Origin of the sequence: Paenibacillus sp. cl6col (genome assembly GCF_900102125.1) — a bacterium.
Lineage (GTDB): Bacteria > Bacillota > Bacilli > Paenibacillales > Paenibacillaceae > Paenibacillus_B > Paenibacillus_B suaedae.
In genome coordinates, this window is sequence record NZ_FNAZ01000011.1 from 107,045 (window position 1) to 131,292 (window position 24,248).

A 24,248-nucleotide genomic window follows, 5' to 3' on the forward strand; every position below is an offset into this window, starting at 1 on the left:
TGACAACCCTAAACTTCAGTAAACTCCCCAAATTTAACTGTATTTGTAGTGTTTATCGGTTTCAATATATTCCATATCTCCCCGAACAACACCGCTTACAAGGCACTTCGGGCCTTGAAGGGAATTTTCCGCCAATCTTCTGTACTCCGTGGCTCAATTACAATTAATGTCTCTTCCGCTGCTCGCTGCTTCAATCCTTGCAGTGTTGCCTCAAGCTCATTCCTTTGAATCACAAGTAAGTTCCAACTCACATCGTAGCCGCTCATTACACGTGAAGCAATTGGAAACGTAGCGTCCGTGGAACCGCTATCGACAAACGTGAAATGCAGCTTGCGTCCTTTCAGCCAAGCAAACCAACTATACGCACGAATCACCCATTCGATATGGCGTTCATCATTTTCCGTCACAAGCACGACATGCATCCAAGGCGCAGGTCTAGCGCCGCGTACGAGCTGCCTCCATTGATGAGCCAGATGAACGGCTGCTACCGCGAGTCCGAAGCATCCCACAATCCAACATAGCATTGCGATCATGCGGCCACCTCCTTACTACCAAGTGTATGCCGCAATAGATGCCGAGGTGACGGACAAACGCCAGCTAGCCTTGTGATTCAGTTCTAGGGACGGTATGCTATAAGGTTACCCAACCGTTCTTAATGGAATTGATGACCGCTTGGGTTCGATCATCAACCTCCATTTTCTGCAGGATGCTGCTGACATGATTCTTAACGGTCTTCTCACTAATAAATAGGAATTCACCAATCATCTTGTTGCTCTTGCCTTCCGCCATCAAGCGAAGTACTTCGGCTTCACGTCTTGTCAATGGATTATCTTCCGCAGCAATGAACTTCACGCCTGCATCTCTCGATTGACTGCTCACGATTCCGTTGCCGTCCAGCAGTGTCATCCGCCGAAGCTGCTGAATAAGCTTGCCCGTTACCTTCGGATGGATGTAAGCATACCCCGTTACAACCGAACGAATAGCATTAATTAAAGACTCAGCTTCCATATCCTTCAACAGATAGCCAGAGGCTCCTTTGCGCAGTGTTTCGAATACGTAGCTCTCATCATCGTGTATCGAAAGGATGATCACCTTTACATCCGGAAAAATATCACGCAATCGCTCTGTGGCAATCACGCCATTCTCAATCGGCATATTAATATCCATCAGAACAACGTCCGGCACTTCCTTATTGCAAAATTCCAGCACCTGAATGCCATCGCCGCATTCGCCGATGACCTCCAGATCGTCCTCCATATTCAATATACGCTTCAAGCCCTCACGAAAGAGCTGGTGATCGTCAGCAAGGAGTACTTTTATTGTTTCTATGTCCTTCTTACGATTCTCCATAAGGTTGCTTACTCCTCTCTCTTCTCCACATTCGTCGGAATTTGTATCACGATGCGAGTTCCACGGTTCTCCGCCGAATGAATTTCCATACGGCCTTCGAGCAGCTCCACCCGCTCCTGCATGCCCAGGAGGCCAAAATGAGCGTGCTCTTTCGATTTTTCTTCCAGGGACTCTACCTTGAAACCAAAGCCATTGTCACGAACGATCACGCGTACTTCCTCTTCGTCATACGTCAATTCACATGTAACGTAAGAAGGATGCGCATGCTTCGCTGCATTGGTGAAGGCCTCCTGGACCAATCGGTAAATCGCTGCTTCCATTGCTGAGCGCAGCCGGCGTTCAAGCCCTCTAACCTCGAATGAAGTCTTAATTCTGTGCTTGTCTTCATAGTCATGTATAAATTTGCGCAGAGTCGGTACAAGCCCTAAGTCGTCCAATGCCATTGGACGTAAATTAAAGATTACCTTGCGGATCTCTTCTAAGCCGAAACGAACCTGCGATTTTAAATCTACTATTTCGTTCTGCACCATTTCAAATTCCTGCTTATTTAGCATTCTTTCTACAATTTCCGTCCTAAGCACTAGATTAGCAAGAGATTGTGCGGGGCCGTCATGAATCTCACGCGCGATCCGCTTCCGCTCTTCTTCCTGTGCCAGAATGATCTTCAATCCGAGCAGCTGCCGAGTTTTGGCGGATTCCAAAATACGTGTTACCTGACTCAAATCACCAGATAAATATTCAAGCGCAACGCTCATCTGAGAGCCGATTGTCTCTGCTCGTTCCACAGAACCCTCAATCGCGCGCAATCGTTTCTGAATATCATCCCGCCGTGTCTTCAAGTAACCTTCCTTCTCCCGATACATCATCAGCTCAAGCTGCATCTGCGTCGCCTTTTCATAGGCCTGCTTGATATCTTCCTCGGTATACCGGACAAAATCACGGCTCACATCTGTCAAACGCAGACGAGCCAGACGATAGTTCCGCTCCAGCTCGTCCACCTTATCACAAATTTCAGCAGTCTGATCCATAACCATCTGCAGTTCTGCGTTCATAGCAATCGCTTCATTCCGAGACGAATCCAATATTTCATAAATCTGATATTTGCTCTCTTCCATCACTTTGATGGCGTTCTTAATGACGCGATCAATGACATCGACTTGATTATCCACTAACGTTCGGTCTCCTCGTTCATAAAAGGATGAATGGAATTTCAACCTTAATGATACCACATCAATGGATGGTAATGGACTTCGTATTTTGCTCCCATTTTACAGTTAGGCCTAATTGTTCCGATACAAAGCGAAGCGGGACTAAAGTCCGACCTTGTCGAATAATAGGTGCGACATCCGATGCAAGTCGAGAGCCGTTGCGAACGAATGCTTTTTGGTTCACGATCATTTCAAGGAAACGTTCACCGCGCATAATCGTGACCGTCTGCGCTGGACCATTCCAGAGTGCTTCGCCCCCAAATGCATCAAGCACAACTCGTACCGGAACGTAGGTAGAACCGTTCAGCACGATAGGTGCTACATCCAGGTTCTTCACAGTACCGTTCACCTTGGAAGACTTGCTGTTCACAGTCAAATTCATTGTAGCTGTAGGGAAAATATCCGATGAACCAGCAGGAAGCTGTGCGATCAGGTTATCAAATGCAACTGTTCCTTCTGTTGCACGTTCGTCCTGATCTTCCTTGAAGTTAACCAAATACATTCGTTTCAGCTTAGCCGGATAAGAAATACCCAATGACGATAAATCCGCTTCTACCGTCTTCCAACCTTCCCAATTTATCGATTCTACTACATTTACATAGTGAATTTTCTTATTCGCGTCATGGATCTCTAGTCGCAAATTGGTAAAGCTCTTGTCTCCATAGACGTCGAACTTCAGACCGCTAGTGCCATTAGGAAGTTCCATGCCTGTAGAACCATTCAATTCTGCATAGGCAAACTTATCAGCGCTGCCGCCCGCATTCATATCATAGGACAGCTTCAATACTTTGTCATTCGCACCGCGGCCGCCAAATCCGCCTTCGATGCTGACTTGCCCCTTCGTGCTGCCCTTCGGCAATCCAGAGAAGGAGACACCCATATTTGTTTGATTGAAATTCTCTATTAATTTCTCCGATCCAAGTGTCAGAGGTATCATTGTTCTCAAGCCATCATAGCTTGCAATGGCATAGCCAATCTTCGTTCCTTCTGGGATCGAATTCACTTTAAGCACGCCATCCTCAACCTTACCGTTGAAGCCGCGAATCTCCCATTTCACAGCAGATGAAGGTACTGTCGCCTGATTGCCATTCAGCAAGGTAGCCTTCACGGGAACAGGAACACTTGCGCCGGCACTTAGTGGAGCTGAGCCGGTAGCGATTTGCAGGCTTGATAAGTCCTTCGCTCCGATGATCGTTACCTCTGCAGTCGTTTTCGCTCCTCCGGATGTAGCTACAATGGTAGCCTTGCCTGAGGATTGAGCGACGAATGCATCCTTATCCCACTTCATCTTGCCGTCCGCAGCGCTCCATTTCACATCTAAGTTAGAAGCATCTACCGGATTGTAATGCTCATCATAGGCCTTCATGCTGTATGTTGCACGCTGCCCGATAAATAGCGTTTTTTCTCCACTTAGGGTCATGCCCTTCACTTTGCCTGCTGGAGCTGTCGTGAACACACCAAGACCGTTGACAACAGAACGGACATTGTTACCTCCTTCTTTGGTTTCATGTGTCAGCTTCGTATCGAAATCGCCTAATGGCCGATTCGTCATCGTTGTGGAACCACCGCCGTCCAGGTTTACCGCTTTCCAGATACCTGCCTGTACAAGCGCCTGCTGGAATTCCTTCAATGTAAAGCCCGAGCTTACACTGTTCGATTCAGCTGTTACGATGTAAGCGTAACGACCATCCTTCGAGTAGCCGACTGCTGTACGAGCTGTTACACCACTGCCGCTAATGCCACTCGTATCACGCGTGAAGCTGGATGCCTTGCCGTTCTCAACGAGCATCGTATGACCGCTTATCATCATTTGGAAGGAGGACGGATCTACGGATTGGCCTGTCGACTGAGACAACAGTTTGTAATCAATCTTGAGAGATGTGCCTACCTGCATTGTGCGGCGCATGAATTCCGCAGCCTGCCCGTGTCCACGCAGAATAACGCCATCCTCAGGAACTTCCATTGGTAGCGCACCCATATCAGAGATTTGCTCTACGACCCCATTGCGTACAAGTACTTCGGTAGGCGTTGTGGTCGTATCATTTGGCCGCTTCGTTCCTTTCCAAGCGCTTGTGTAGATGTACATCGCATTGATATGACTATGCTGTTTCCCAGGCTCTTTATCATATTTCATCTTGTTGATGCCTGACAGCGGGAACGATTGACCGTCCGCCACGGCCACATTTCCTGTGAAGCGATACTGATCGATGGTAGGCGTACCATTCTTGGTGACGGCAAAGGCATACATGCCTGTCAGCTCTGCAGGGCTTGTAATCATGACTCCGTCCGAAATGGAGCCTCCCATTGGAACTTGGTCGGAGCCCATCATCCAATAGTCCCCGTTTACACCAGCAACTGCCCCAGTTTCCTTCGTCATCTTCGTGACTGGGTTCCCGGTAGCTGTCTTGCCGTCCTTCCCTGTCATGACATCCAGCTTAATATAGGGATTGCTTAAGTCGGCCTCAATCACATTCATTCGAGTCTTATACGTTTTCGTGCCTCGCTGCAGCGCGTATTGGTAGGTAACCAATCTAGCACCTGAGGTAAGTATCTCTTCGCTGAGCTTTTGCAATGAATTCAATGGTGCTGCATATGTATCCCCACTAGTCGAATCTATTGGTGCATCCGCATAAACATAGTTTCCCCATCCAAATGCAGGCTGAATGAACAGTGCGCTGGATAGCACGACTGCTGCCGCCTTTTTCCCCATCCGTCTTGTGTTGATGTGGCGGACAGTTTGATTTGATTTGCCCATGTGTCTCTCTCCCATTTCGTCCTATTATGTATAAATGTCAATATGTTCGCGTGTCAACTCTACTATTATATAGACTACCAAAATCGACAAAAAGTTGCGATTTTGTTACGTATTTGGTGGATTTTACGATATAGTCCCTGATCAAAGCCATGATGAAAACAAAAGAAGCCCTGCCTTCCCGGCTATTCGCCGTTAGTAGACAGGACTTCCTTCTTGTTATTTATTAATCCAACGTAATATAATCTACTTTTTTCAATAATCGAACTAGTAGAATGGCTGCCTGTGCACGTGTTGCTGAACCCTTAGGCTGGAAGCGGTTCGTGCTAACCCCTTGAATGAGTCCATCCTGTACGGCCTGTGCCACGATTGTTGCGCCTGCACGTGTAAATTCCTTATTGTCCTTGAATGACTTCAGCACATCTGTCGATGCAGCGGACATCCGATATCCTGCCGCTTGTGCAGCACGAACCATCATAAGCGTAATCTGCTCGCGTGTCACAAATTGCTTCGGCTTGAATGTTCCATCTGGGAAGCCCGTAATTACACCTGCACGGATGGCCGCACCAATGTAGGCTCCGGTCATATCTCCTTGATTCACATCGCGGAAACGCTTGACAGCTTCACTATCTGGTTCAAGACCTAGCGCTCGAGCAATCGAGACAGCAAATTCCTCACGCGTAATCGGCTTGTTCGGCTCGAACTTGGTGGTGCTGCGTCCACTCATAATCATTTTGGATACGAGGGCAGTCACATCCCCTTGTGCCCAATGTCCCTGTAAATCAATGAAGGATTGCTTCCCTACCGTAAAGAGAATAATCTTTGTCCCAACCATGTTTGTAATGGCTACGGTATCTAATCCTGCTCGAGACACCTTGGTTGGCAAGTATCCTAATTTCGAGTAATTCTTCATCCACTCTACTAATGCTGCCCGGCTGGCAGTTACTGACTGGGAAGACTTCATTTTTACAACGGTATCGATATTCAGCGCGCTACCAGTGCCATTGTTTACTACATTGAACAGCGCGAATTGATAAGCCTTCACCATTGCTGTCGCTTGTACACTTGCAAGCTCATTCGTAATCGTCGCTGTTTCATTGACCGAATCGATTTCAAAGAGAAGTGAAGAATTCGTGATTGATCCTTGCGTTCTTTGGATGATCTTGCTCATCGTATCGCGATTAAGCGATATTCCGTATACAGCTTCCTTATACTTCACGGTAAACCAGATCGCATCGGTTCGCGAATATGCCTTTTCAAAAGCTGCTAACGGCACTACGACCCGCGCGCCCGCTTCTGTGGATGGCACTTCGAATCGAAGCTGCTTATCCGAATCCAAAGATTGGCCAGCAAACTCAAATGCCGTCTTCACCTTAGTAGTATCAAGCGTATAACGATTGACCGTTACTCCGCTGCTTGTCCGGTCAGTAGTAATTTGAGCTGTATTCTGAAGCAGGACATACGCATAGTCTCCGAAGGAGCTGTCCTTGTCGCTTTTTACAAAGTAGCTATCCAGCGACCCTGCTGTTGTTCCACCTGTGCCTGTGCCCGTTGCTCCTACTTTTAAGTTCGAGAATGTCTTGATTTCGATTCCGGCCTCTGATTGAAGTGCTTTGGAACCTGTATTGTAGGTCACACTTAAGTTGCTTCCATCTGTTGGCGGGTACATTAACTCGATCGTCACTTGCGTTCCGCTGGCAGTTACTTGTTTAATACTCATCGCCTGATTGCCTGAAGTGACCCGAAACTGCGGATAATAGGACGCCGACATCGATTCAAGCCGCTTGTTAAACGTCAAGATGATTGATGGGGACTTCCAGGTTATCGATTGGACAGTCGCAGCTTCGCTATCAGTCGAATTCGAAGCAGATACAAGGTTCAAGTTGGATGCATAGTTGTAATTCCAATCGCGTAGCGGCGGATTTCCTCTTACATACGATACGGTTACATGATCTGTTTTCGATACCGCCGATTGCAGAGTCAGTTCCACTCGATTTTCCTTAATCTCAACCTTCGTGACGTAACGTGCCTTTTCATTCACGAGTACCGAGAATTGGTTCTTCATCGGAATGTTGTTCTTATCCATCGGTTTGTTGTACTTCAGAATCATTTTCGTTCCAAGTACCGTTACCTCTTTCAGTTCCGGCGGCTTATTGTCATAGCTGTTCCGTACGAAAAATTCATCGATTGTTCCTACCTTGCTGCCACGGGTATCCTCTAGTGGATAATTGCCCGGTGTGTAGCTGACCTTGACAATATCTCCGTTCGATACCGAACGGTTTAATGACAAGGTCACGGTAGACGAGCTGCTGTTATGCGATAGTTTATCAATTCCTACAGTGGAATCATTGTATGTGACGGTAAATTGACCGTCTGCATAGGAAGAAACATTTTTCAGAGAATCTGTAAAATATAAATACAAAGTAGAACCGGAAATATACCCATCTCGCAGCTTCGTTAATGTCGTGTCTACCTTGTTCTCTACCGCACGGGAGCTAAAGCTGGAAGCTACATTGCCTACCGTATCACGCACCGCGCGGAAGCGTGCCGCATAGCTAATCTTGACGTCTTGACCTACAGCAACGCCGCTCTCTAGCGATACATAGACATAATTGCTAGAGGTATACGCGCTGCTGACACGCCGCTCCTCGTTATTCACTAGTACGGTGAATTCGTTGGAAGGCGGATTCACGTTGCTGTCGAGCGTCTTGTTATATCGAATTTGAATTAACGAGTTGCTGTACATCGTTACATCTTCTACTGCTGGCGGATTCCGGTCAGTAATTGCCGTAGAAAACGACCATTCAGATAGACCTGCAAATTCATTGCCGGCTGTATCCTTAACGGCGCCCCTTGCAATGCTGACCGTATACACGGTGTTTTCCTGCAAGCTGGAGGCAGGATAAATCCACAGCTCCTTCGAATTGCGCACGTATACGCTGGCTGATTCTGTATAGGAGTAGGATTTGCGTCGCAAGTCAACACCTTTTCCCGTATACACAATTGGCTTACTAAAGGTTATAATTAACGTCTTGTTCGCCGGTACAGTCACACTGCCGGACGATGGATCGAAGCTGACAATCGTTGGCGCGGTTGTATCCGTTGATTGCGTACGGAACGACCATTCCGCAGCCTCCATCAGGTTTCCAGCAGCATCACGGAATGCTCCCTTGGGTATTGAGACTACATATGTGCGATTTGGTTCTAAAGACAGAACATTCGTGGACTGAATAACCGCAGAGCCGCCTCCCGTTATCGCTGAGGTAACAGGGAGCACAATATCTTGGCGTCCATCTGATTTAATCACAATATTGCCTGTTACTTGATAGACCGACTTATCGAATGTTAGTTCCAAGCGTGTCTGTGGGGGGACAGCTGTCCCATCCAGCGAGCGCTTTGTTATTTTTGGTGGATTCGTATCAACACCAGGCGTCGTTGTAAAGTTCCAGTACGTCTTGCCTGAGAAGCCTGCTACGGGAGTCCCGTCATCCAAATCCAAAAAGGCGCCTGCATCCATCGTGACATAGTACGCTGTTCCGGCTTCTAATCCATCCAATTTCATCGTTGCTGTAAGTCCATTCACTACGAAATCCTTCGCAGCGATTGTCTTCACGACACTGTTGTCACTGAACTTATTGATCTTGATGCTGCCTTGGCCCGCTTGGACAGGACGGTTAAACGTAATTTGTGCATCCGCAGGCAAAGCAATTCCTTGGCCTTGTGGCGAGAAGGATGCCGCTTCCTGCTGGGATTTAGTGGAAAATGCCCATTCTGCAGGTGTGGACAGTTCTTTAGAGGCTTCGCCCAAAAAGAGCTTTCCATCAACTTTTACAACATATCTTGTTCCAGCTTCAAAAGGCTGCAGCCCTTCCAGTTGGAATGTTACGTTATCAGCTGTTGCTATTTTTCCGACTCCATCCGCACTTGTTTCAGCAAAGCGCTGCTGTGCTCCTGTTTTTTCGTTCGTTACCGTAATGTACCCATTCGTCATGGATACTTTTTCGTTGAACGTAAATTGTATGCTTGATGGATTGATCGAGACTTCCTGCGCACCGTTAGCTGGCAATGAGCTGACTATCGCAGGAGGGGTAGCTGCGTGCACTTCGGGCACACCTCCCCATCCGAACACTCCTAAAAAAAGGACAAAGGCCATTGTGGCCGCAATCCATTTCTTCATTCTATATGCTCCTTTCATTCCGAAGACAGTTGTACTCTATTTGTCGGTAAAAAGGAGGAAATAGTTTAGATACATCACAACCGGTACGCAAAAAAGACCTCCTCCTAAGCCTGATAGCCCAGAAAGAGGTCTTGTATAAGCGCTCAAATAATAAAGGGTTAGATTATAAACCCGCTTGCTCACGCAGAGCATCTGCTTTGTCTGTACGTTCCCAAGGCAAATCCAAATCAGTACGGCCAAAATGTCCGTAAGCAGCAGTCTGCTTGTAGATTGGTTTGCGCAGATCAAGCATTTTAATAATGCCTGCAGGGCGAAGATCAAAATGAGATTGAATCAGTTCAACAATTTTTTCTTCATTTACTTTGCCTGTTCCGTAAGTATCCACGTTAATGGATACTGGAGTAGCTACACCAATGGCATAAGCCAATTGGATTTCACATTTGTCAGCCAAGCCAGCTGCTACGATGTTCTTCGCAACATAGCGCGCTGCATAAGCTGCAGAACGGTCAACCTTCGTTGGATCCTTACCGGAGAACGCTCCGCCGCCATGGCGTGCATATCCGCCGTACGTATCCACGATAATTTTACGCCCAGTCAAACCTGCATCACCTTGTGGTCCACCGATTACGAAGCGGCCAGTTGGGTTGATGTAGTACTTCGTCTTATCGTCGAGCCATTCACTAGGAACAACCGGAGTAATAACCAGCTCTCTGATATCACGTTGGATTTGCTCCAATGTTGTATCTTCAGCATGCTGTGTCGACACGACAATCGTATCTACACGTACTGGCTTATCTCCATCATATTCAATCGTCACTTGTGTCTTACCGTCTGGACGAAGGTAAGGCAATGTGCCGTCTTTGCGTACTTCGGACAAACGACGAGCAATACGGTGTGACAATGCGATCGGAAGTGGCATAAGTTCTGGCGTTTCGTTCGTTGCAAAGCCGAACATCAAGCCTTGGTCGCCTGCACCGATATTCTCGGTTTCTTGCTTGGCATCTTCAGTACGTGTTTCAATGCCAGCGTTAACCCCCTGAGCAATGTCTGGAGATTGTTCGTTAAGCGAGGTCAATACTGCACAGGTATTATAATCGAAACCATACTTCGCGCGCGTATACCCGATATCTTTGATCGTGTTGCGTACGATAGATGGAATGTCAACATAATCTGCCTTTGTGCTGATTTCTCCTATGACGAGAACTAATCCCGTGGCTACGGATACTTCACATGCAACCCGAGCATTCGGGTCGTTCGCCAAAAAGGCGTCCAATACCGCGTCCGAAATCTGGTCGCATATTTTATCCGGGTGTCCCTCAGTAACGGACTCGGACGTAAACAAGTGGCGTCCTTTCAATGACATAGGACTCGACCTCCTAACCTATAATATGGCTCTACCATGAGCAGCCTAAACAAAAAATGAACCTTTCCCGAATGGAAAAGGTTGTTATAGCAGCCTTCGAAAAATCATATTACTGTATTTGTCCGGTCATGTCAATGAAAGCGTCAAAAGTTGGATTACCTATTTTTGCTGCAGTGCTGTGGCAATGAGACGTTTTGTTATTTCTCCGCCTACCGAACCAGCATCACGCGAAGATAAGCTACCCCAATCAGCATGACTAGTCGTATGTTGAACCGGAACGCTGCCGAGTTCGGAAGCGAACTCTGTATCCATTCCAATATGCGCTCCATGATGAGAAACCGGAAGTCCGAACTCGGCTGCAATCTCATATTTCATACGGTGCAGGGCGTCTCTGCTGGCTGGCACTAACGTTTTTTTGCTCACGGTAATATCCTCCCTCGTTATATATGCATCAGTGATAATTATTGTGCCTCATTTGGGAGGATGCACCCGCAGGAAATGTTGCCCGCCCTGCCAGCTCATGTTAATTACTCAGTTTTTTGTACTACTGAATAGCCCCCGCGTACCATAACAATTAAACCATTCTCCTGCTGCGGATCTGGCATCACACCGCGTCCATCACGCGGGAACAACAACAAGTGGTTCGTCGCAACCGCTTGTCCGCTCTTGATATCTGTGCCTTCCGTTACATCCGGCACCCCATTCTCATCCGGGCTTGTGATGACAGCCTTTCCGTTGCGGACAATGACTTCAGTTCCAGCCTTAGCAATAAGCTTCTGACCACTTTTAACCGTTACGACTTTAAGTTCCGTATTGCTTGTTGTATCGCCCTCAGGCTGATCCTTCTTCGGGTTATCTTTGTCCTTGCTCGTAGTGTCATTGCCTGTATTGCCTTTCTTCATTTCAGCTTGAATAAGGGATTTAACTTGTTGATCCACATAACTCTTCGTTACAAGTGGATCTGAAGATGTTCCCGGCGTTGTATCTGCTGCGAATGCATTCACACCCAAAATAGAACCTGCCACAATCCCCCCTGTTATTAATGTTGTAGATAAAATAACCTTCGTAAATTTGTTCATTTTTTCCTCCTCCTACTTCTTATGCCAAAAACTCCCCTCTGCGAGGGGAGTTTTCTTTATTGTTTTAGTCCGCTGTTTTTGCGTTTCTAATGTTGTACGCACTACCATGGCTAGCTAGCTTGATCTTCTCTTTATCGAATACATCATACAAGGTTAGCTGGAAGCCACCGTTCTCGATTTTCTCAAAGAATGCGTCCGAAATAGAGGTTGAGAATGACTTATTCTTGCCTTCTGTAAATTCTTTAACAAAGTCAATCTCTTTTTCAAACCTCTTGCCACTTGAATCTACAATTTCAATGACTAACTTATGACCGTAGTCTCCCATGTTGTATTCCAATTGGCGAGCCATATCGTAAGAGAACTCGATAGACAAGTTCGATGATCTGTTAGCAGTCACGTAGAAATTGTATAAAGTCAACGAATAAGGGAATAGATCAAGATTTACAAAGTCTCGTTGAACCGTAGGCTGTACGACTTTCAAATCCATTGCTACTGCATTGATATATCCATCAGACTCACCCTTTGGAGGTGTCAGTTTATTCTCGGTAATTCCTTCACCGATAATAAGCTGCAAATCTGTTTTATTAACCGTTTTCGGTACTTTCACCCATGCCGTTACGACATTCAATCCTTGCGGACTCGTAGGGCCCTGCACTTGGGAAAGATTCGCTTTATAGTAACGTCCATCATCTGATCGATAGTATGCTACCATTTGAGATAAAATCGTCTGACGTTCTTCCTGGCTCTTCATAACGAGATCCGTGTAAATGATTTGTTCAACGGCACCTTCATATACCTTACTGTTCTTTACTTCAATATCCGCTTTGCGTCCTTGAGTAGTAAGATTGTATACTTTACCAAATTCAACGACAGGCAATTTGCTTAACTTGCCTCCATTCGTGAACTGAATGATTGGTGCACTATCCGTTTCCCCTATTTTCTCCATTAACGCCGTTTGGACTTGAGAGAAGTCCATATAACTTGGTACCTTCGTTACGATGTATACATCGACGACTTCCCTCGCTCCGATGATTAAAGCACCATTCGAGCTTATCACCTGTGTTTTACCAGATACACCGGAAGTATCCAATTTAAAGACACCTTCTAAAGCTGGCAATTGAATTGTTTTCGTTTCTTTGTTTTTAATTTTTAATTTTGCTGACAGTACATCCCCGTCTAACCAAGGTAGACGTTGTAGAGACTCTATTGTGATTCCAAGGTTGCCTTTGCTATGCTGCACATCGTATTCAATTCCCGTTTGATTACGCATGGATTGAAGATCAGGCAATTTATAAGTTCCTTCTGGGAACTTGAAATTCGAGTCCTTTTGATTCGTTTCGGGCTTCGTTGGATCCTTTTGTTCGGAATCTCCAGGCTTATTGAGTTGAAGTTTTAATTGTTCAAGAGGTACGTCAGTTGATACCATTGCACTCAATGTGATTGGTCGTTTCTCCATCGCTTTCAATGTCAAATTATCTAGTGATTTTGTGGGGATCGGCACGGATAATCCGTTTGGCCCTTTCAAAACAAATTCATATTTTGGTATCGTCACTGGACGATTCGATAAATTTTCAAATTGGAAGGTCAATGTAATATCATTTTCTTCAAAACTTTGGTTTGCCCAACCGTTCAAAATTTTAGTGCTTACCTTTGCCTTGTCGATCGTTATCACTTGCTCTTTATTCGCTGGAATAACAGAAGTGGCTGCATTCGAAGCTGGCAACTTTAAGGTTGCTACAGGCAGATTAATTTTTGCAGTCTCATCCTCTGTCAGTAGTTGAAGCTCCAAGTTTTTGATAACGACACTCTTAGGAATCGCCGTCATGAAATTCAATGTCTTTTTCTCGCTAGGCTGCAGCTTATACTCCTTACTTGCGCTATCTGGTACAAGAGGGTAACTGCTTCCGCTTGCTGTTTTAATTACGTATTTGTAAGTCGGATTCTCCAACGCTTTAAACCCTAAATTTTCTACATTTACTGCAACATTTACATAATTCATGTCTTCATTAAGCATCGAGGTTACTCGATCAATGCTTGTTTTTATAGGAATGTCATTCATTCGTACTGTGCTGCTTTTTCCAACTACAGTCGATGCAGTCATCCATGTAGGAATTTGAAAAGAACCCAATCTGTTTTCAAAACCAGCTTTGCTAAAATCCCACTTTATGATATCAAAAAATAAATCATTAATGGTAAGACCCTTCGCTACTTTTGCATAATAGGTAACACTCATCTCAGACAAACCTGGTACTGTTTTTTTCTCTTTATCCTTTGTAGTCAATACACTAGAATACACCGTACCACCTTTTGTCCGAACCTTCGTCCAGTAATCAATAAGCGGCAAGCTGCGCTGATCATTATTATAATAAGTTAACGTATACGTCAAAATATTACTTTCATCTTGTTTATACATGTTTACATCCGTCAGCTTAACTGCACTTTTAGCAGTCAAGCGAATTGGCTTTAACTCACTAAGCGTATGTACTGGCGTCGGTTTAGCCGCAGGTTTTGTTTGCTTGCTTGTGTTTTGTTGTTTAGTAGCATTTTTTGTATTTGCAGCATAAATATTTGCCGTTGGGAAGGCTGACGCCCCTAAAATGAGGGACAACGATAACATTGTCGCAATGGCGGTTGTTCTTTTCAATCTACTTTCCTCCTATGCGTAGAATCTACATATATAGTATAACGCATAATGATAAGAGAAAGTTGCGATTTTCAGCAAGTTGGAGGGTTACATTGTTGTAAGCTTTGTATAAAAAAAGAAAGCCCCGAAGGGCTTTCTTTTTTTATATATTATTGCTGTTTAAATTGTGTAGATGCCCAGAAACCACTCATAGCAACATTGTGGTTTGTTGCATCAACAATAGCTTTGTATACATAGTTCTGTTGATCCAACAATTCAATTTGAACAGTATCTTCTTTAGTGAGCTTCTTGTCACCTGTCAATGTAAAGTTGACTGTCAGTACATTATCATTATTATTCTTAACATCAACTGTGCCAACAGTAGCTTTAACATCATCAGAACCGTTAATTTTCACAACGAAAATCTCTTTTGCTTTAGCTGCATCTTTTACTGTGATGTTTGTATTTACTGGAATGGAAGCAGTATAAGTTGCACCTGTAGCTGTTACAGTCAACGAGCTGATATTTGCTTCAGGACGTACGTCAGTGTTCTCGACATCTTTAGATCCTGTCTGAATTTTAACATTCAGCAAGTCTGCAGTAGTAGGATTCTCACGTACAAACAACTTAGCACCTGTCAAGCTAGCTGGCAAGATTGCATCATTAGTGAACTTAAGTGTCAAAACTGTGCCATCATTGCTCAACTCATAACCGTTAGGTTTGTAGTAAACAGTAGAATTAGCTGTTTTGATGGAGAAATCATCTTCACTTACATAGTTGATTTTTCCTGCAAACTCAACTTTAACTTCTTCACGGGAATTCGCTTTAACACTATTGATGGAAATGTGATTTGCAAATTTCTCTGCCACAGTACCACTGTACGTCAATGTGTAAGAGTTATCTTGCTTGATGTAATCGCCTTTAGCATTTTTAACTTGGCTTACAGACAGATCATTAACTCCATCTTTAATGCCCAGTTTACCTGCTTTAGCAGTAATGCGAACAGTGTCACCTGTCATCATAGAAATGTCATGATCTGTGATAGATTTACCGTTAAAGAGGTATTTCTCTTTAATCGTTACATCTCCATCTCCACTAGTAGCCATGTCTTCTTTGAACTGAACGAACAGGTTCTCTTCGCCACTTTCTTTAGTGATCCAAGCACGAACGATTCCGGATTTGGAAGTTTGCTTAGCTGTGAATGTTTGTGACCATGGTGCCATTGTGTTTTGCAATGCAGCAGTGTCACGGATACCAGTTACATCCAAAATGTAATCTGTTTGGTTATTCAATTTAGCATTCAAATTGATTGTAACCTTGTTATCCTTTTCATCGTAAGATGGTTTGGAAATTGGATGACCATCTCTATCTACACCATTGAAGTCTTTGTTTGTCAAGACTTTACCGTCTCTGTCTTTCAATGTGTAGTTTCTTACATTTTCAGCGGACTCTTTTTCAAGCTTTTTGTTGAATTCAAGAACCAACTGATGATTGTTAACTGCACCAACTTCTTTTACTTCGAACTTCACGATTTCTGGACGAGTTGTATCCAATGTAGGGTTTACTTTGATTTCACGGTCAGCTTTGTTACCGCTGTAATCAACTGCACCTTTTACATAGATCGTGTTGTCGCCGTTGTACATTTTGTTGCTGAATACAACTTTAACTTTGTTATCTTTGTACGTAATTTTACCAGTGTTACCGGAAGTGTTGTGGTACACTTTGTCAATGGAACGAACTGTTTCATTGAATTCAAGCTCAAGCTCATTCAAATCAGTTGTCTTTGCAGACACGATTTCAGGAGCTGATGTATCTTCAGCAATCGTGAATTCTTTGTCTGCTGGAATGCTCTTCAGACCGAAGAAGTCAGCAATGTTGCTTGCGCTCACTTTGTGAGTGCCAACGGACAAGTCTTTTTTCACGATTACTACATTTGGATACATGTAGTCAACGCTGCCGGATACGATTGCACCGTCAACTTTGTAGTTGCCAGATGCAACTGCATCGCCGCGCTTAACTGGCTCAGAGAATACGATTTTGAATGCTTTCGTTCCCAAACCAACAACTTCTTTGATTTCTGGAGTCTTCACATCAACTGGAGTGAATTTCTTTGTTTCGTTGAACGTTTTAGAACCATCTTCGTTCTTAACGTTTTTGATTTTCACTTCAGTTTCTTTTTGGTTCTTCAAATCGGAACCATTTTCTTCAAGCAAGATTGTGACAGAGTTTTTGTCTTTCGCCATTGTCACGCTGTCAATCTTCATATCTTTTACTTCATAGTTATTTTTGTTCTCAGCAGACTTTTGCTCGAGAGAACCGTCAAATGCGACAACGACTTCTTTCAAGTTTTCAGCTGTAACAGATTTAACGCTTTGAGCAGAAGTAATAGCGTAAGTAACTTTAGCTGTTACTTCTTTACCTTTATATTGGAATTTAACTTCAGTTTCTTTGTTAGCTTCCAATGCTTTTTCCAAAGTAATTTTCACAACTTCTTTGTCAGTCATTGTGAATTCAACTGTTTTGGAGTCGATTACTTTGTAAGATGCAACTTTAGGACCTTTAACGAGTTCGTCAGCTGCATATGCTGCTTCTACCAATTGAGTACGAGTTGCATTCGCTTTAGGGTTTGCATCTTTGGAGAACAAACCAGCGTCAACTGCCGCTTGGAAGAAACCTTTAGCCCATGAAGAAGCGTTGTTTTGAGCGTCTTTAACTTCTTCAAGTTTCAAAGCAGTAACCAAAGTTTTAGCTGCTTCTTCAACTGTGATTTTGCCGTTGAAGTCGAACAACTTCTTCTCCAAGTCTTTACCTTGCATCAAACCTTCAGCTGTTACAGCTTCGATGAATGGAGCTGCCCAGTTTTTAGCACCATAGTTTTTATCTTTGTAAGAATAAGTACCATTGATTTCTTTCAGACCGAACAATTTCACGAGTACTTTCGCGAATTCTGCACGAGTCATGTCTTTATCAAGGCCAGCTTCTCCATTTGGATAACCGTTAAATACACCTTGAGTTTTCAATGCATCAAATTTCTCTTGAGTTGTTTTAGCTGCGTCAGCACCGAAAGCTACGTTTGCGAACATAGAGAACGCCATAGCAACGGAAAGCAGAAGGGCCAATCTTTTCTTCATAACCTTTTTTTCTCCTCCTCTAAATTGCTTCGTTTGTTTAGTTTGTTGCGTAGAAGTTTGATAGTTCATTTCCCTCATTCGCCGATTCACCCCCTTCCTCAGAGTGAGCGAAATGTAATCTAAAAAGAAGTCTGCAACATAAGGACATGCCACAGAAACTAGTAATCGATTAGGAACAAATGAAAATAAATAGAAATGCTCATACCACTCTAGACATTATACAATGTCAACTGCCTAGCGTAAAGTATATTTTTGTGAAATACAGGGAACAATAATTAAATTAACCACTGTATTCGAGCTTCATCATATTAAACGCACAGGTTTCGAAAAAGTTGCGCTCTACGGAAAATTATTTTTAAATTTTTTCGCAGATTTCAGACAATGTCTTGCTCATTACATTCAGTAACGCATATACACGGATATGCTATACATATTGCAATACTTGAATTCATCTATATGTATGCATTAACGAATACATCTCCTAGTATAGCGCCAAGCTAAGAAGGAGTCACTGGCTAATGTTTTCCACTGAATGACAGATCACCCATGAATATGATCATAGGTAGATTCATTACATGTTTACCAGATCAATGATCCTAATAAAACGAATATCTTCTATTATATAAAGGAAGAGAGCCGCGCAAAATCGGCTCTCTCCTTATTACCCGAAGATCTACACGTTGAATCTATGTTACATCTTCGGCAACTTCTTCAAATCAATCATAGCACGCGCCATTATGAGAGCAGCGTCGCCACGGAGCATATTCGCAGATGGCTGGAATACATAACCCTTCTTCGGATCAGATGGGTCAATCGGAACTCCTGTAATAAAGCCTTTCTTCGCGATAGCAAGCACCGCAGGCTGTGCATAGTAATCAATCTTATCCGCATCTTGGAAATACTTCAACAGATCCTTGCGAACTTTATCACGCTTCGTCTCAAGCTTCATATTCAATGCTTTCGCAAGCATAACCGCAGCATCCTGACGGATAATCGAGTAGTCCCCACCAAATTCATTCGGAGAAACACCACGAACGATACCATCACGTGCAGCCGTCTCTACATAGCGGAAGTCCCACAGCTGATTCACATTAATCGTATTCATCTTATCAGCCGCCGGTACAACGACATCATTGAAATGTTTCTTACCGTCATAATTCAATGGCATCTCTTTCGCACGAACAATCATACGAGTGAATTCACCACGAGATACATACATATCTGTACCAAACATGGAGAATGGATCAAATGGATTCATAACGCCTTTTGCAAATATCGTTTCAATGAAATCACGTGCATATGGATGTTGTACCACATCATGATAAGAGTAAGACATCTTACCAACAACATAGTATCCAAAGCGCGTAATTGGAACGGTTACGGTATGTTTCTTCGAATCTACAACACCGCCAATGTTTTCCCATTGCTGTAATTCCGAATCAAAACGGAAAACACTCACAGTGCGGCCACCATCATCAGTTACGTTTTTATCATAGCTCAGTGTTAATTTACCTGGTTTAGACATGATCAGTTCATTGCGCAGGTCGCGCTTATAGAACATCTCAATTGGCGAACCTGGATACTGATAAGGCTCAACACCATACTTAATTGGGTCATAAACAGACTCAGTCTTGATGTCATCCGCTTGACCTGGATCCATCCAAATAACTGGACCAGCCTTAATAAAGCGTTCAGGGAAGCTTGCTTCGAAAATGTTCTTTGCTTCTATCTTCGCCAAGTCATAGTTCGCTGGCTGATACTCAAATTCACGGCGATCTACTTCACCATCGAACGAATTCGCAATCGCGAACAGTAGGTTGTGACCACTAAATACTTGGTTTTTGAAGTTTTGCGGCACATTATAGTCGCGTCTTACGAGATTAGCACCTTTTTCGAACGTCAAGTTTACTATTCCTTCAAATACCTTATGTGATTTTTTCATTGGCTCCATATACTGAGCCCCTGGAATTGACGTAGGTACGTACTTCACCGTAATCGTATTTTTGAAGGTATCCTTGCCTCTTGAAATGGCAATTTCAATTTTATTGTCTTTATTTGCTTTAAGTCCTACGACAAATGCACGATACGCATTTTCGTATGGCTTTTGTGTCTTGTCATAGCTTGGGTAGTAAATAATTTTTTCTGCTGGAATTTTATTAATAACTACCTTTTCTGCACCTGGCGAGTCAATAATGACTTCAACAAAGTTTTGGTTAACCACTCGCTTTTCAAGCGCTGGCTTCAAAATCGTGTAAGGCACATCTACCGGCACAACTTCCAAACGGTATGTTGCACGAGGGCCACCTTCGCCACTGTTAAATACAGTCATGTTCATAGCGACAGGAGTTCCATCACCCGGAAGACTTATGCCCTTAATAATAAAGCTAAAGTATTGTTTATCATTATCGTAGTAAACAGAGATTCCGTTAACTACTGCACTCGAATTGTACGTATCCCCATTTTTGTCCGTGAACATATTCTCCAGTGTCCACTCGATTTTACCTAATGGGTTTTTGTCGTTTTTCAATACAGGCGATTGAATGACTAATTTATAATTTTGAAGCTCATTTTTTGTAGTACCACTGCCCCGCAAGCTAGTAAGCTTTCCTTCAATTTCAGCTTTATTTTTTCCGAGATCAACAAAGTCGAATGTACCGTATACATTCATCTGCGCTTCACGGGTCAGATAAACGCCGCCTTTTTTCTCAAAGCGAGGGTCATTTGGCTTCGGATCTGGATATGTTGTGCTGTATGGATAGATTCCGTCTGTCTCAGGTGCTGGAATAACCGGCAGGTTAGTCGGAATGAGCGTTACCGTGATTGTGTTCTCGTAATGCGATTTTTGGGAACGGAAAACAAATTTGATTTTGTTGTCTCCCATATACAACGCATTAAAGGCGTCTTTCTGGTTTACTAATTTGAACTTACTTTTGTTTGTTCCGCTTATTGGAGCCAGTTCCAAGGTTGTATTATTAATACTGAAAAATACCGTTTGATCTTTCCCTGAGTATTTAAGCTCTTCTTCGTTGGCAATATTGTAGATTTGACCCGCCAAGTCCTGCAATTCTTTCATGACTTGATCTTGACGATTAGCATCTGTTGTGTCCGTATAAATCTTTTGGCCGTCAAATGCACCGTCGTATTTCACATATGGTCCATATAAAAGAGTAACTGTTGCCGTATATGTTTCCTTAGAGCCATTCAAGCTAAACACTATCGTTTGTTTCCCTGTGCTTGGCAGCTTGTCAATCAGGTATACAACCCGACTCATCGATGTAGGCACCCCATTGATATTTTGAACCGTTACGTCCTCAGCAACAATCGTAGGATTTAAATTGTACGAACTCGTAGGTTGCTTTTTGCCTAATGCGTCGGTTACAGATTCAATCGAAATTCTAGGACTGCTTCCATTAGGAACTAAAAATTGAATCGCAGCCGGCATGGAGAATAACTGTGCACCATCCAGCTTTCCGCCTTGCAGCGCCACAGCTTCCCCTGGCGTCATTGTGTTGTTATATCCACTCAAATAATTAGCTGCGTAGATATATGGTTGGTTCGCATCCTTCAACAATACGGAAAATCCAGACATACTCTGCAATGAAGGAGTAGACAAAGCATAGTTCGTCGATGTCAATGTTAGGTTGGTACGCTCATTTTTTTTGACAGCGCCTGATATTTCAAATGAGTACTCCACAAATTTCGGATTCGAGGAAACCTCAACCACGTTCGTTGCATTTCCGTTTGTTTTGTTACCGCTGCCCGTTTCAATCATTTCATATGCGACACCCACGCTAGTCGGCTTCGCTTTGGTTGCATCGTAAGGAATAAGAACGCGACCATAAATTACACCGTCAGTTGAGGCAGTAATCGTAGGACTTTGCGATAAATCATATTTTGTTGTTCCGCCAGTTTCCTTCATGTGTACATCGTGGAACGTTACATCACCATTGAAGAATGCTACTTCTCTTGTTGTTTCAACCGATTGTGTACCGTTAAATACTTTAATCTTAACTAAGTTCCGCCCTTGCTCAATGGCAATTGGAGAAGCAAAGAACGTCCAGTCATTGCTTTTGGATACACCGAAGGACCAGCTGCGCCCGTTCACTTCGATTTGTACCTTATCCGCATTCGGTGCTTTACCCGAGATGCTGACGTTCACCGATTTTTTTCCTTGGGAAGCATCGGAGTAAACAATTGTCGATTCATCTTCTTTTAAGTTATACACATTCCCATCCAAGGATACGGACATGTCGTACATCGTTGGACCATTGCGATACTCGATGAAGATGGAGTCATACACATCCGACATGCCTTGCAAGCCTTTGAATGTAACTTGGTTCAATCCAGGATACAACTGCAAATTATACAATTGGATTTTCGAACCATTGATCATAATGTTAGCTGTTTGGCCTTCACGTTTGTCGTTCTGATCCACTAAATATTTATCCGTCGCGGTTGGATCAGGATTTTTATTCAGTTTGTACACGCTATAAGAGATCGAATTTCCGTTAACGCCATTCAATGTTCCTTCTAGCGTCACACGTTCACTATTTGTTATACGTGCAGATGTAGGAGAATACTGTTCATTCGGAAATACGAAGTGGTTGGCGCTTGCTGCGAATGCCGTCGATACTGCTGTACCGAGAGATGCCGGGATAAGCGTAACGACAAGCGCGAGCGTCAACAGTATGGATACCAGTTTCTTCAACGCTAATAGCCTCCTTATTATAGAACCGTAGTTGAGTTGCCTCCATCGGCTCGTTCTTACTTGTTATTTCTGTTATCGGCTAATTTCGTCCTAAATTTTAGTCAAAACTCCGAAGTTAGTATTGATAACAGACAAAGAGAAGAGAAAGGACACTTACTGTGGTGCTCACGGAAGTAGAACTCTCAGAGGACTTTAGTTAAGAGGCACACCCTGAGGGCAATTATTGAGCACTTACAGATGATAAAAAAAAGATCTAACAGACCTACTTACAAGATACTTGTAGAGGTTCTTTTTGAGGTGTTTTTAAAAGGGAATAGCGAAGTAGTTGAATTGAATAGTTTCACACTTCAATGGTTTACTAAATATGAGGTTGTTAAGAAATAAGAAAATTAACTCAATAGAAGGAAGGATTCTAATGGTCGATATAGAACCAGCAGCGCGACATAGAAGTACATATCATATTGAAATGCATATTAGACACTATAGTCGAGTATAAAAAAACCTTTGCCTCGAGTAGTTCAGGACAAGCCTGATCCACTCAAGAGCAAAGGTTCTATTTACAACATACATTATAATTGCGTTCTTACTTCATCAAAGTCCCCATAAAAGACTTGTGGCTATCGTTATTTCGAACGTGATTCAGCGTGTACCTTCATGCGCAAGCGGTGCAGGATGTTCAGCATCGGCTTTCTTGTCTTACTTACGATACCAATCACTTCAGCCCCAAGCTGGAGCGATACGAGCAACACACAGATGACAACGAGCGTTACCCAGTTCGCATCATGCGATGCGGCTACGGATTGGATAACCGCCAGCAATCCGAAGAATGTAGCAATCCCGTAAATGATGAGCACTGTCTTGCGATGGCTGAAGCCCAGTTCGCGCAGGCAATGGTGCAAGTGACCTTTGTCTGGTGCGAAGATCGGCTTCTTCTGCAGCCAGCGGCGTACAATCGCGAAGAATGTATCGGACAGCGGCACACCAATAATAAGCAATGGTGTAATGAACGACATGATTGCAATCTGCTTGAAGCCCAGCATGGACAAGACAGCCAAGCTGAAGCCTAAGAACAAGGAACCGGAATCCCCCATAAAGATCTTAGCTGGGTGGAAGTTAAAGAAAAGGAATCCAATAATACTTCCAAGCAAGATCGCACAGAGCAAGATGATTACCGGATTGCCCATAAAGATCGCCATGACGAGGATGGTAGCAATGGCAATAGCGGAAACACCAGCAGCCAGTCCGTCCAAGCCATCAATCAAATTAATTGCATTCGTCACACCAACGATCCAGAAGATCGTAAGCGGAATTGCAACCCATGTTTCAATAAATAAATATTTATCGCCAAACGGCACATTTACAAAGTCTACAGTTAAATCAAATCCGAATACCACGACACACGCAGCTACAATCTGACCGAGCAGTTTCGCTTTCGCGGACAGCTCAACACGATCATCCAGTGCACCAATCAGTATAATGATGGAGCCTCCGGCAAGCAGTGCCTTCACAAGATTCGCATCTCGCGATGAACCAAGCAGTGTATCAGGGATAAATAACATAAGTCCAAGCAGCGTCAGTACGAACGCCGCAAAAATAGCCAAACCACCCATGCGGGGCATGATGCGCGTATGCACTTTCCGCGCATTCGGTACGTCAACCGCACCTACTTTGATCGCGAACTTCTTCACTAAAGGCGTTAATCCTGTGGCAAGCAGCAGAGCTGCCAGGCAGCCACCAATTGCGTATACGGTCATCATCGGTAGTTTCAACCCCCATTTATGTTACCGGATCGAATTATACTCCGTTCAAAATGGAAACACCAATGCCGGATTCATGTGAAAACTTACGAAAATGAAA

12 protein-coding genes are annotated in these 24,248 nt (G+C 43.8%); all 12 read right to left on the bottom strand.

What is annotated here, in order from left to right; translation table 11 throughout:
- Positions 1 to 95 precede the first annotated feature (95 nt).
- The 12 genes from BLS15_RS23980 to BLS15_RS24035 all read right to left on the bottom strand — a co-directional run bounded on the left by BLS15_RS23980 (position 96) and on the right by BLS15_RS24035 (position 24,148).
- Complete coding sequence (locus tag BLS15_RS23980; RefSeq protein WP_021257132.1) at positions 96 to 533, bottom strand: hypothetical protein; 438 nt, start codon at positions 531 to 533, stop codon at positions 96 to 98.
- Between the two features lie 97 nt (positions 534 to 630).
- Positions 631 to 1,350 carry a response regulator gene (locus BLS15_RS23985; protein WP_021257133.1) on the bottom strand — a complete coding sequence of 240 codons (720 nt, stop codon included), beginning with the start codon at positions 1,348 to 1,350 and terminating at the stop codon, positions 631 to 633.
- A gap of 8 nt (positions 1,351 to 1,358) precedes the next feature.
- Positions 1,359 to 2,519, bottom strand: a complete 1,161-nt coding sequence (locus BLS15_RS23990; protein ID WP_021257134.1) for a sensor histidine kinase — start codon at positions 2,517 to 2,519, stop codon at positions 1,359 to 1,361.
- A gap of 61 nt (positions 2,520 to 2,580) precedes the next feature.
- Complete coding sequence (locus BLS15_RS23995; protein WP_021257135.1) at positions 2,581 to 5,313, bottom strand: stalk domain-containing protein; 2,733 nt, start codon at positions 5,311 to 5,313, stop codon at positions 2,581 to 2,583.
- A 223-nt stretch (positions 5,314 to 5,536) separates the two neighbouring features.
- Positions 5,537 to 9,487: an Ig-like domain-containing protein gene (locus tag BLS15_RS24000; RefSeq protein ID WP_254777400.1), complete on the bottom strand. Its 3,951-nt coding sequence runs from the start codon at positions 9,485 to 9,487 to the stop codon at positions 5,537 to 5,539.
- 163 nt (positions 9,488 to 9,650) lie between these two features.
- Positions 9,651 to 10,850, bottom strand: a complete 1,200-nt coding sequence (gene metK / locus BLS15_RS24005) for a methionine adenosyltransferase (protein ID WP_005544758.1) — start codon at positions 10,848 to 10,850, stop codon at positions 9,651 to 9,653.
- A 159-nt stretch (positions 10,851 to 11,009) separates the two neighbouring features.
- A complete protein-coding gene (locus tag BLS15_RS24010; protein WP_021257138.1) occupies positions 11,010 to 11,273 on the bottom strand; it encodes an alpha/beta-type small acid-soluble spore protein in 264 nt (87 codons plus the stop codon).
- A gap of 104 nt (positions 11,274 to 11,377) precedes the next feature.
- On the bottom strand, positions 11,378 to 11,929 hold the full coding sequence (locus BLS15_RS24015) for a hypothetical protein (RefSeq protein WP_021257139.1): 552 nt from the start codon (positions 11,927 to 11,929) through the stop codon (positions 11,378 to 11,380).
- A 64-nt stretch (positions 11,930 to 11,993) separates the two neighbouring features.
- A complete protein-coding gene (locus BLS15_RS24020; protein WP_090514134.1) occupies positions 11,994 to 14,573 on the bottom strand; it encodes a hypothetical protein in 2,580 nt (859 codons plus the stop codon).
- 149 nt (positions 14,574 to 14,722) lie between these two features.
- Positions 14,723 to 17,761: an Ig-like domain-containing domain gene (locus BLS15_RS24025; protein WP_028533400.1), complete on the bottom strand. Its 3,039-nt coding sequence runs from the start codon at positions 17,759 to 17,761 to the stop codon at positions 14,723 to 14,725.
- A 613-nt stretch (positions 17,762 to 18,374) separates the two neighbouring features.
- On the bottom strand, positions 18,375 to 22,391 hold the full coding sequence (locus tag BLS15_RS24030) for an S-layer homology domain-containing protein (RefSeq protein WP_090514137.1): 4,017 nt from the start codon (positions 22,389 to 22,391) through the stop codon (positions 18,375 to 18,377).
- Between the two features lie 623 nt (positions 22,392 to 23,014).
- Complete coding sequence (locus BLS15_RS24035) at positions 23,015 to 24,148, bottom strand: MraY family glycosyltransferase (protein WP_021257143.1); 1,134 nt, start codon at positions 24,146 to 24,148, stop codon at positions 23,015 to 23,017.
- Positions 24,149 to 24,248 lie beyond the last annotated feature (100 nt).

Bases quoted from the DNA above. Each gene is read 5' to 3' on its own strand.
- metK (WP_005544758.1), bottom strand. From the start codon at position 10,850: ATGTCATTGAAAGGACGCCACTTGTTTACGTCCGAGTCCGTTACTGAG.
- BLS15_RS23995 (WP_021257135.1), bottom strand. From the start codon at position 5,313: ATGGGCAAATCAAATCAAACTGTCCGCCACATCAACACAAGACGGATG.
- BLS15_RS23985 (WP_021257133.1), bottom strand. From the start codon at position 1,350: ATGGAGAATCGTAAGAAGGACATAGAAACAATAAAAGTACTCCTTGCT.
- BLS15_RS24000 (WP_254777400.1), bottom strand. From the start codon at position 9,487: ATGAAGAAATGGATTGCGGCCACAATGGCCTTTGTCCTTTTTTTAGGA.
- BLS15_RS24035 (WP_021257143.1), bottom strand. From the start codon at position 24,148: ATGATGACCGTATACGCAATTGGTGGCTGCCTGGCAGCTCTGCTGCTT.
- BLS15_RS24015 (WP_021257139.1), bottom strand. From the start codon at position 11,929: ATGAACAAATTTACGAAGGTTATTTTATCTACAACATTAATAACAGGG.
- BLS15_RS23980 (WP_021257132.1), bottom strand. From the start codon at position 533: ATGATCGCAATGCTATGTTGGATTGTGGGATGCTTCGGACTCGCGGTA.
- BLS15_RS24025 (WP_028533400.1), bottom strand. From the start codon at position 17,761: ATGAGGGAAATGAACTATCAAACTTCTACGCAACAAACTAAACAAACG.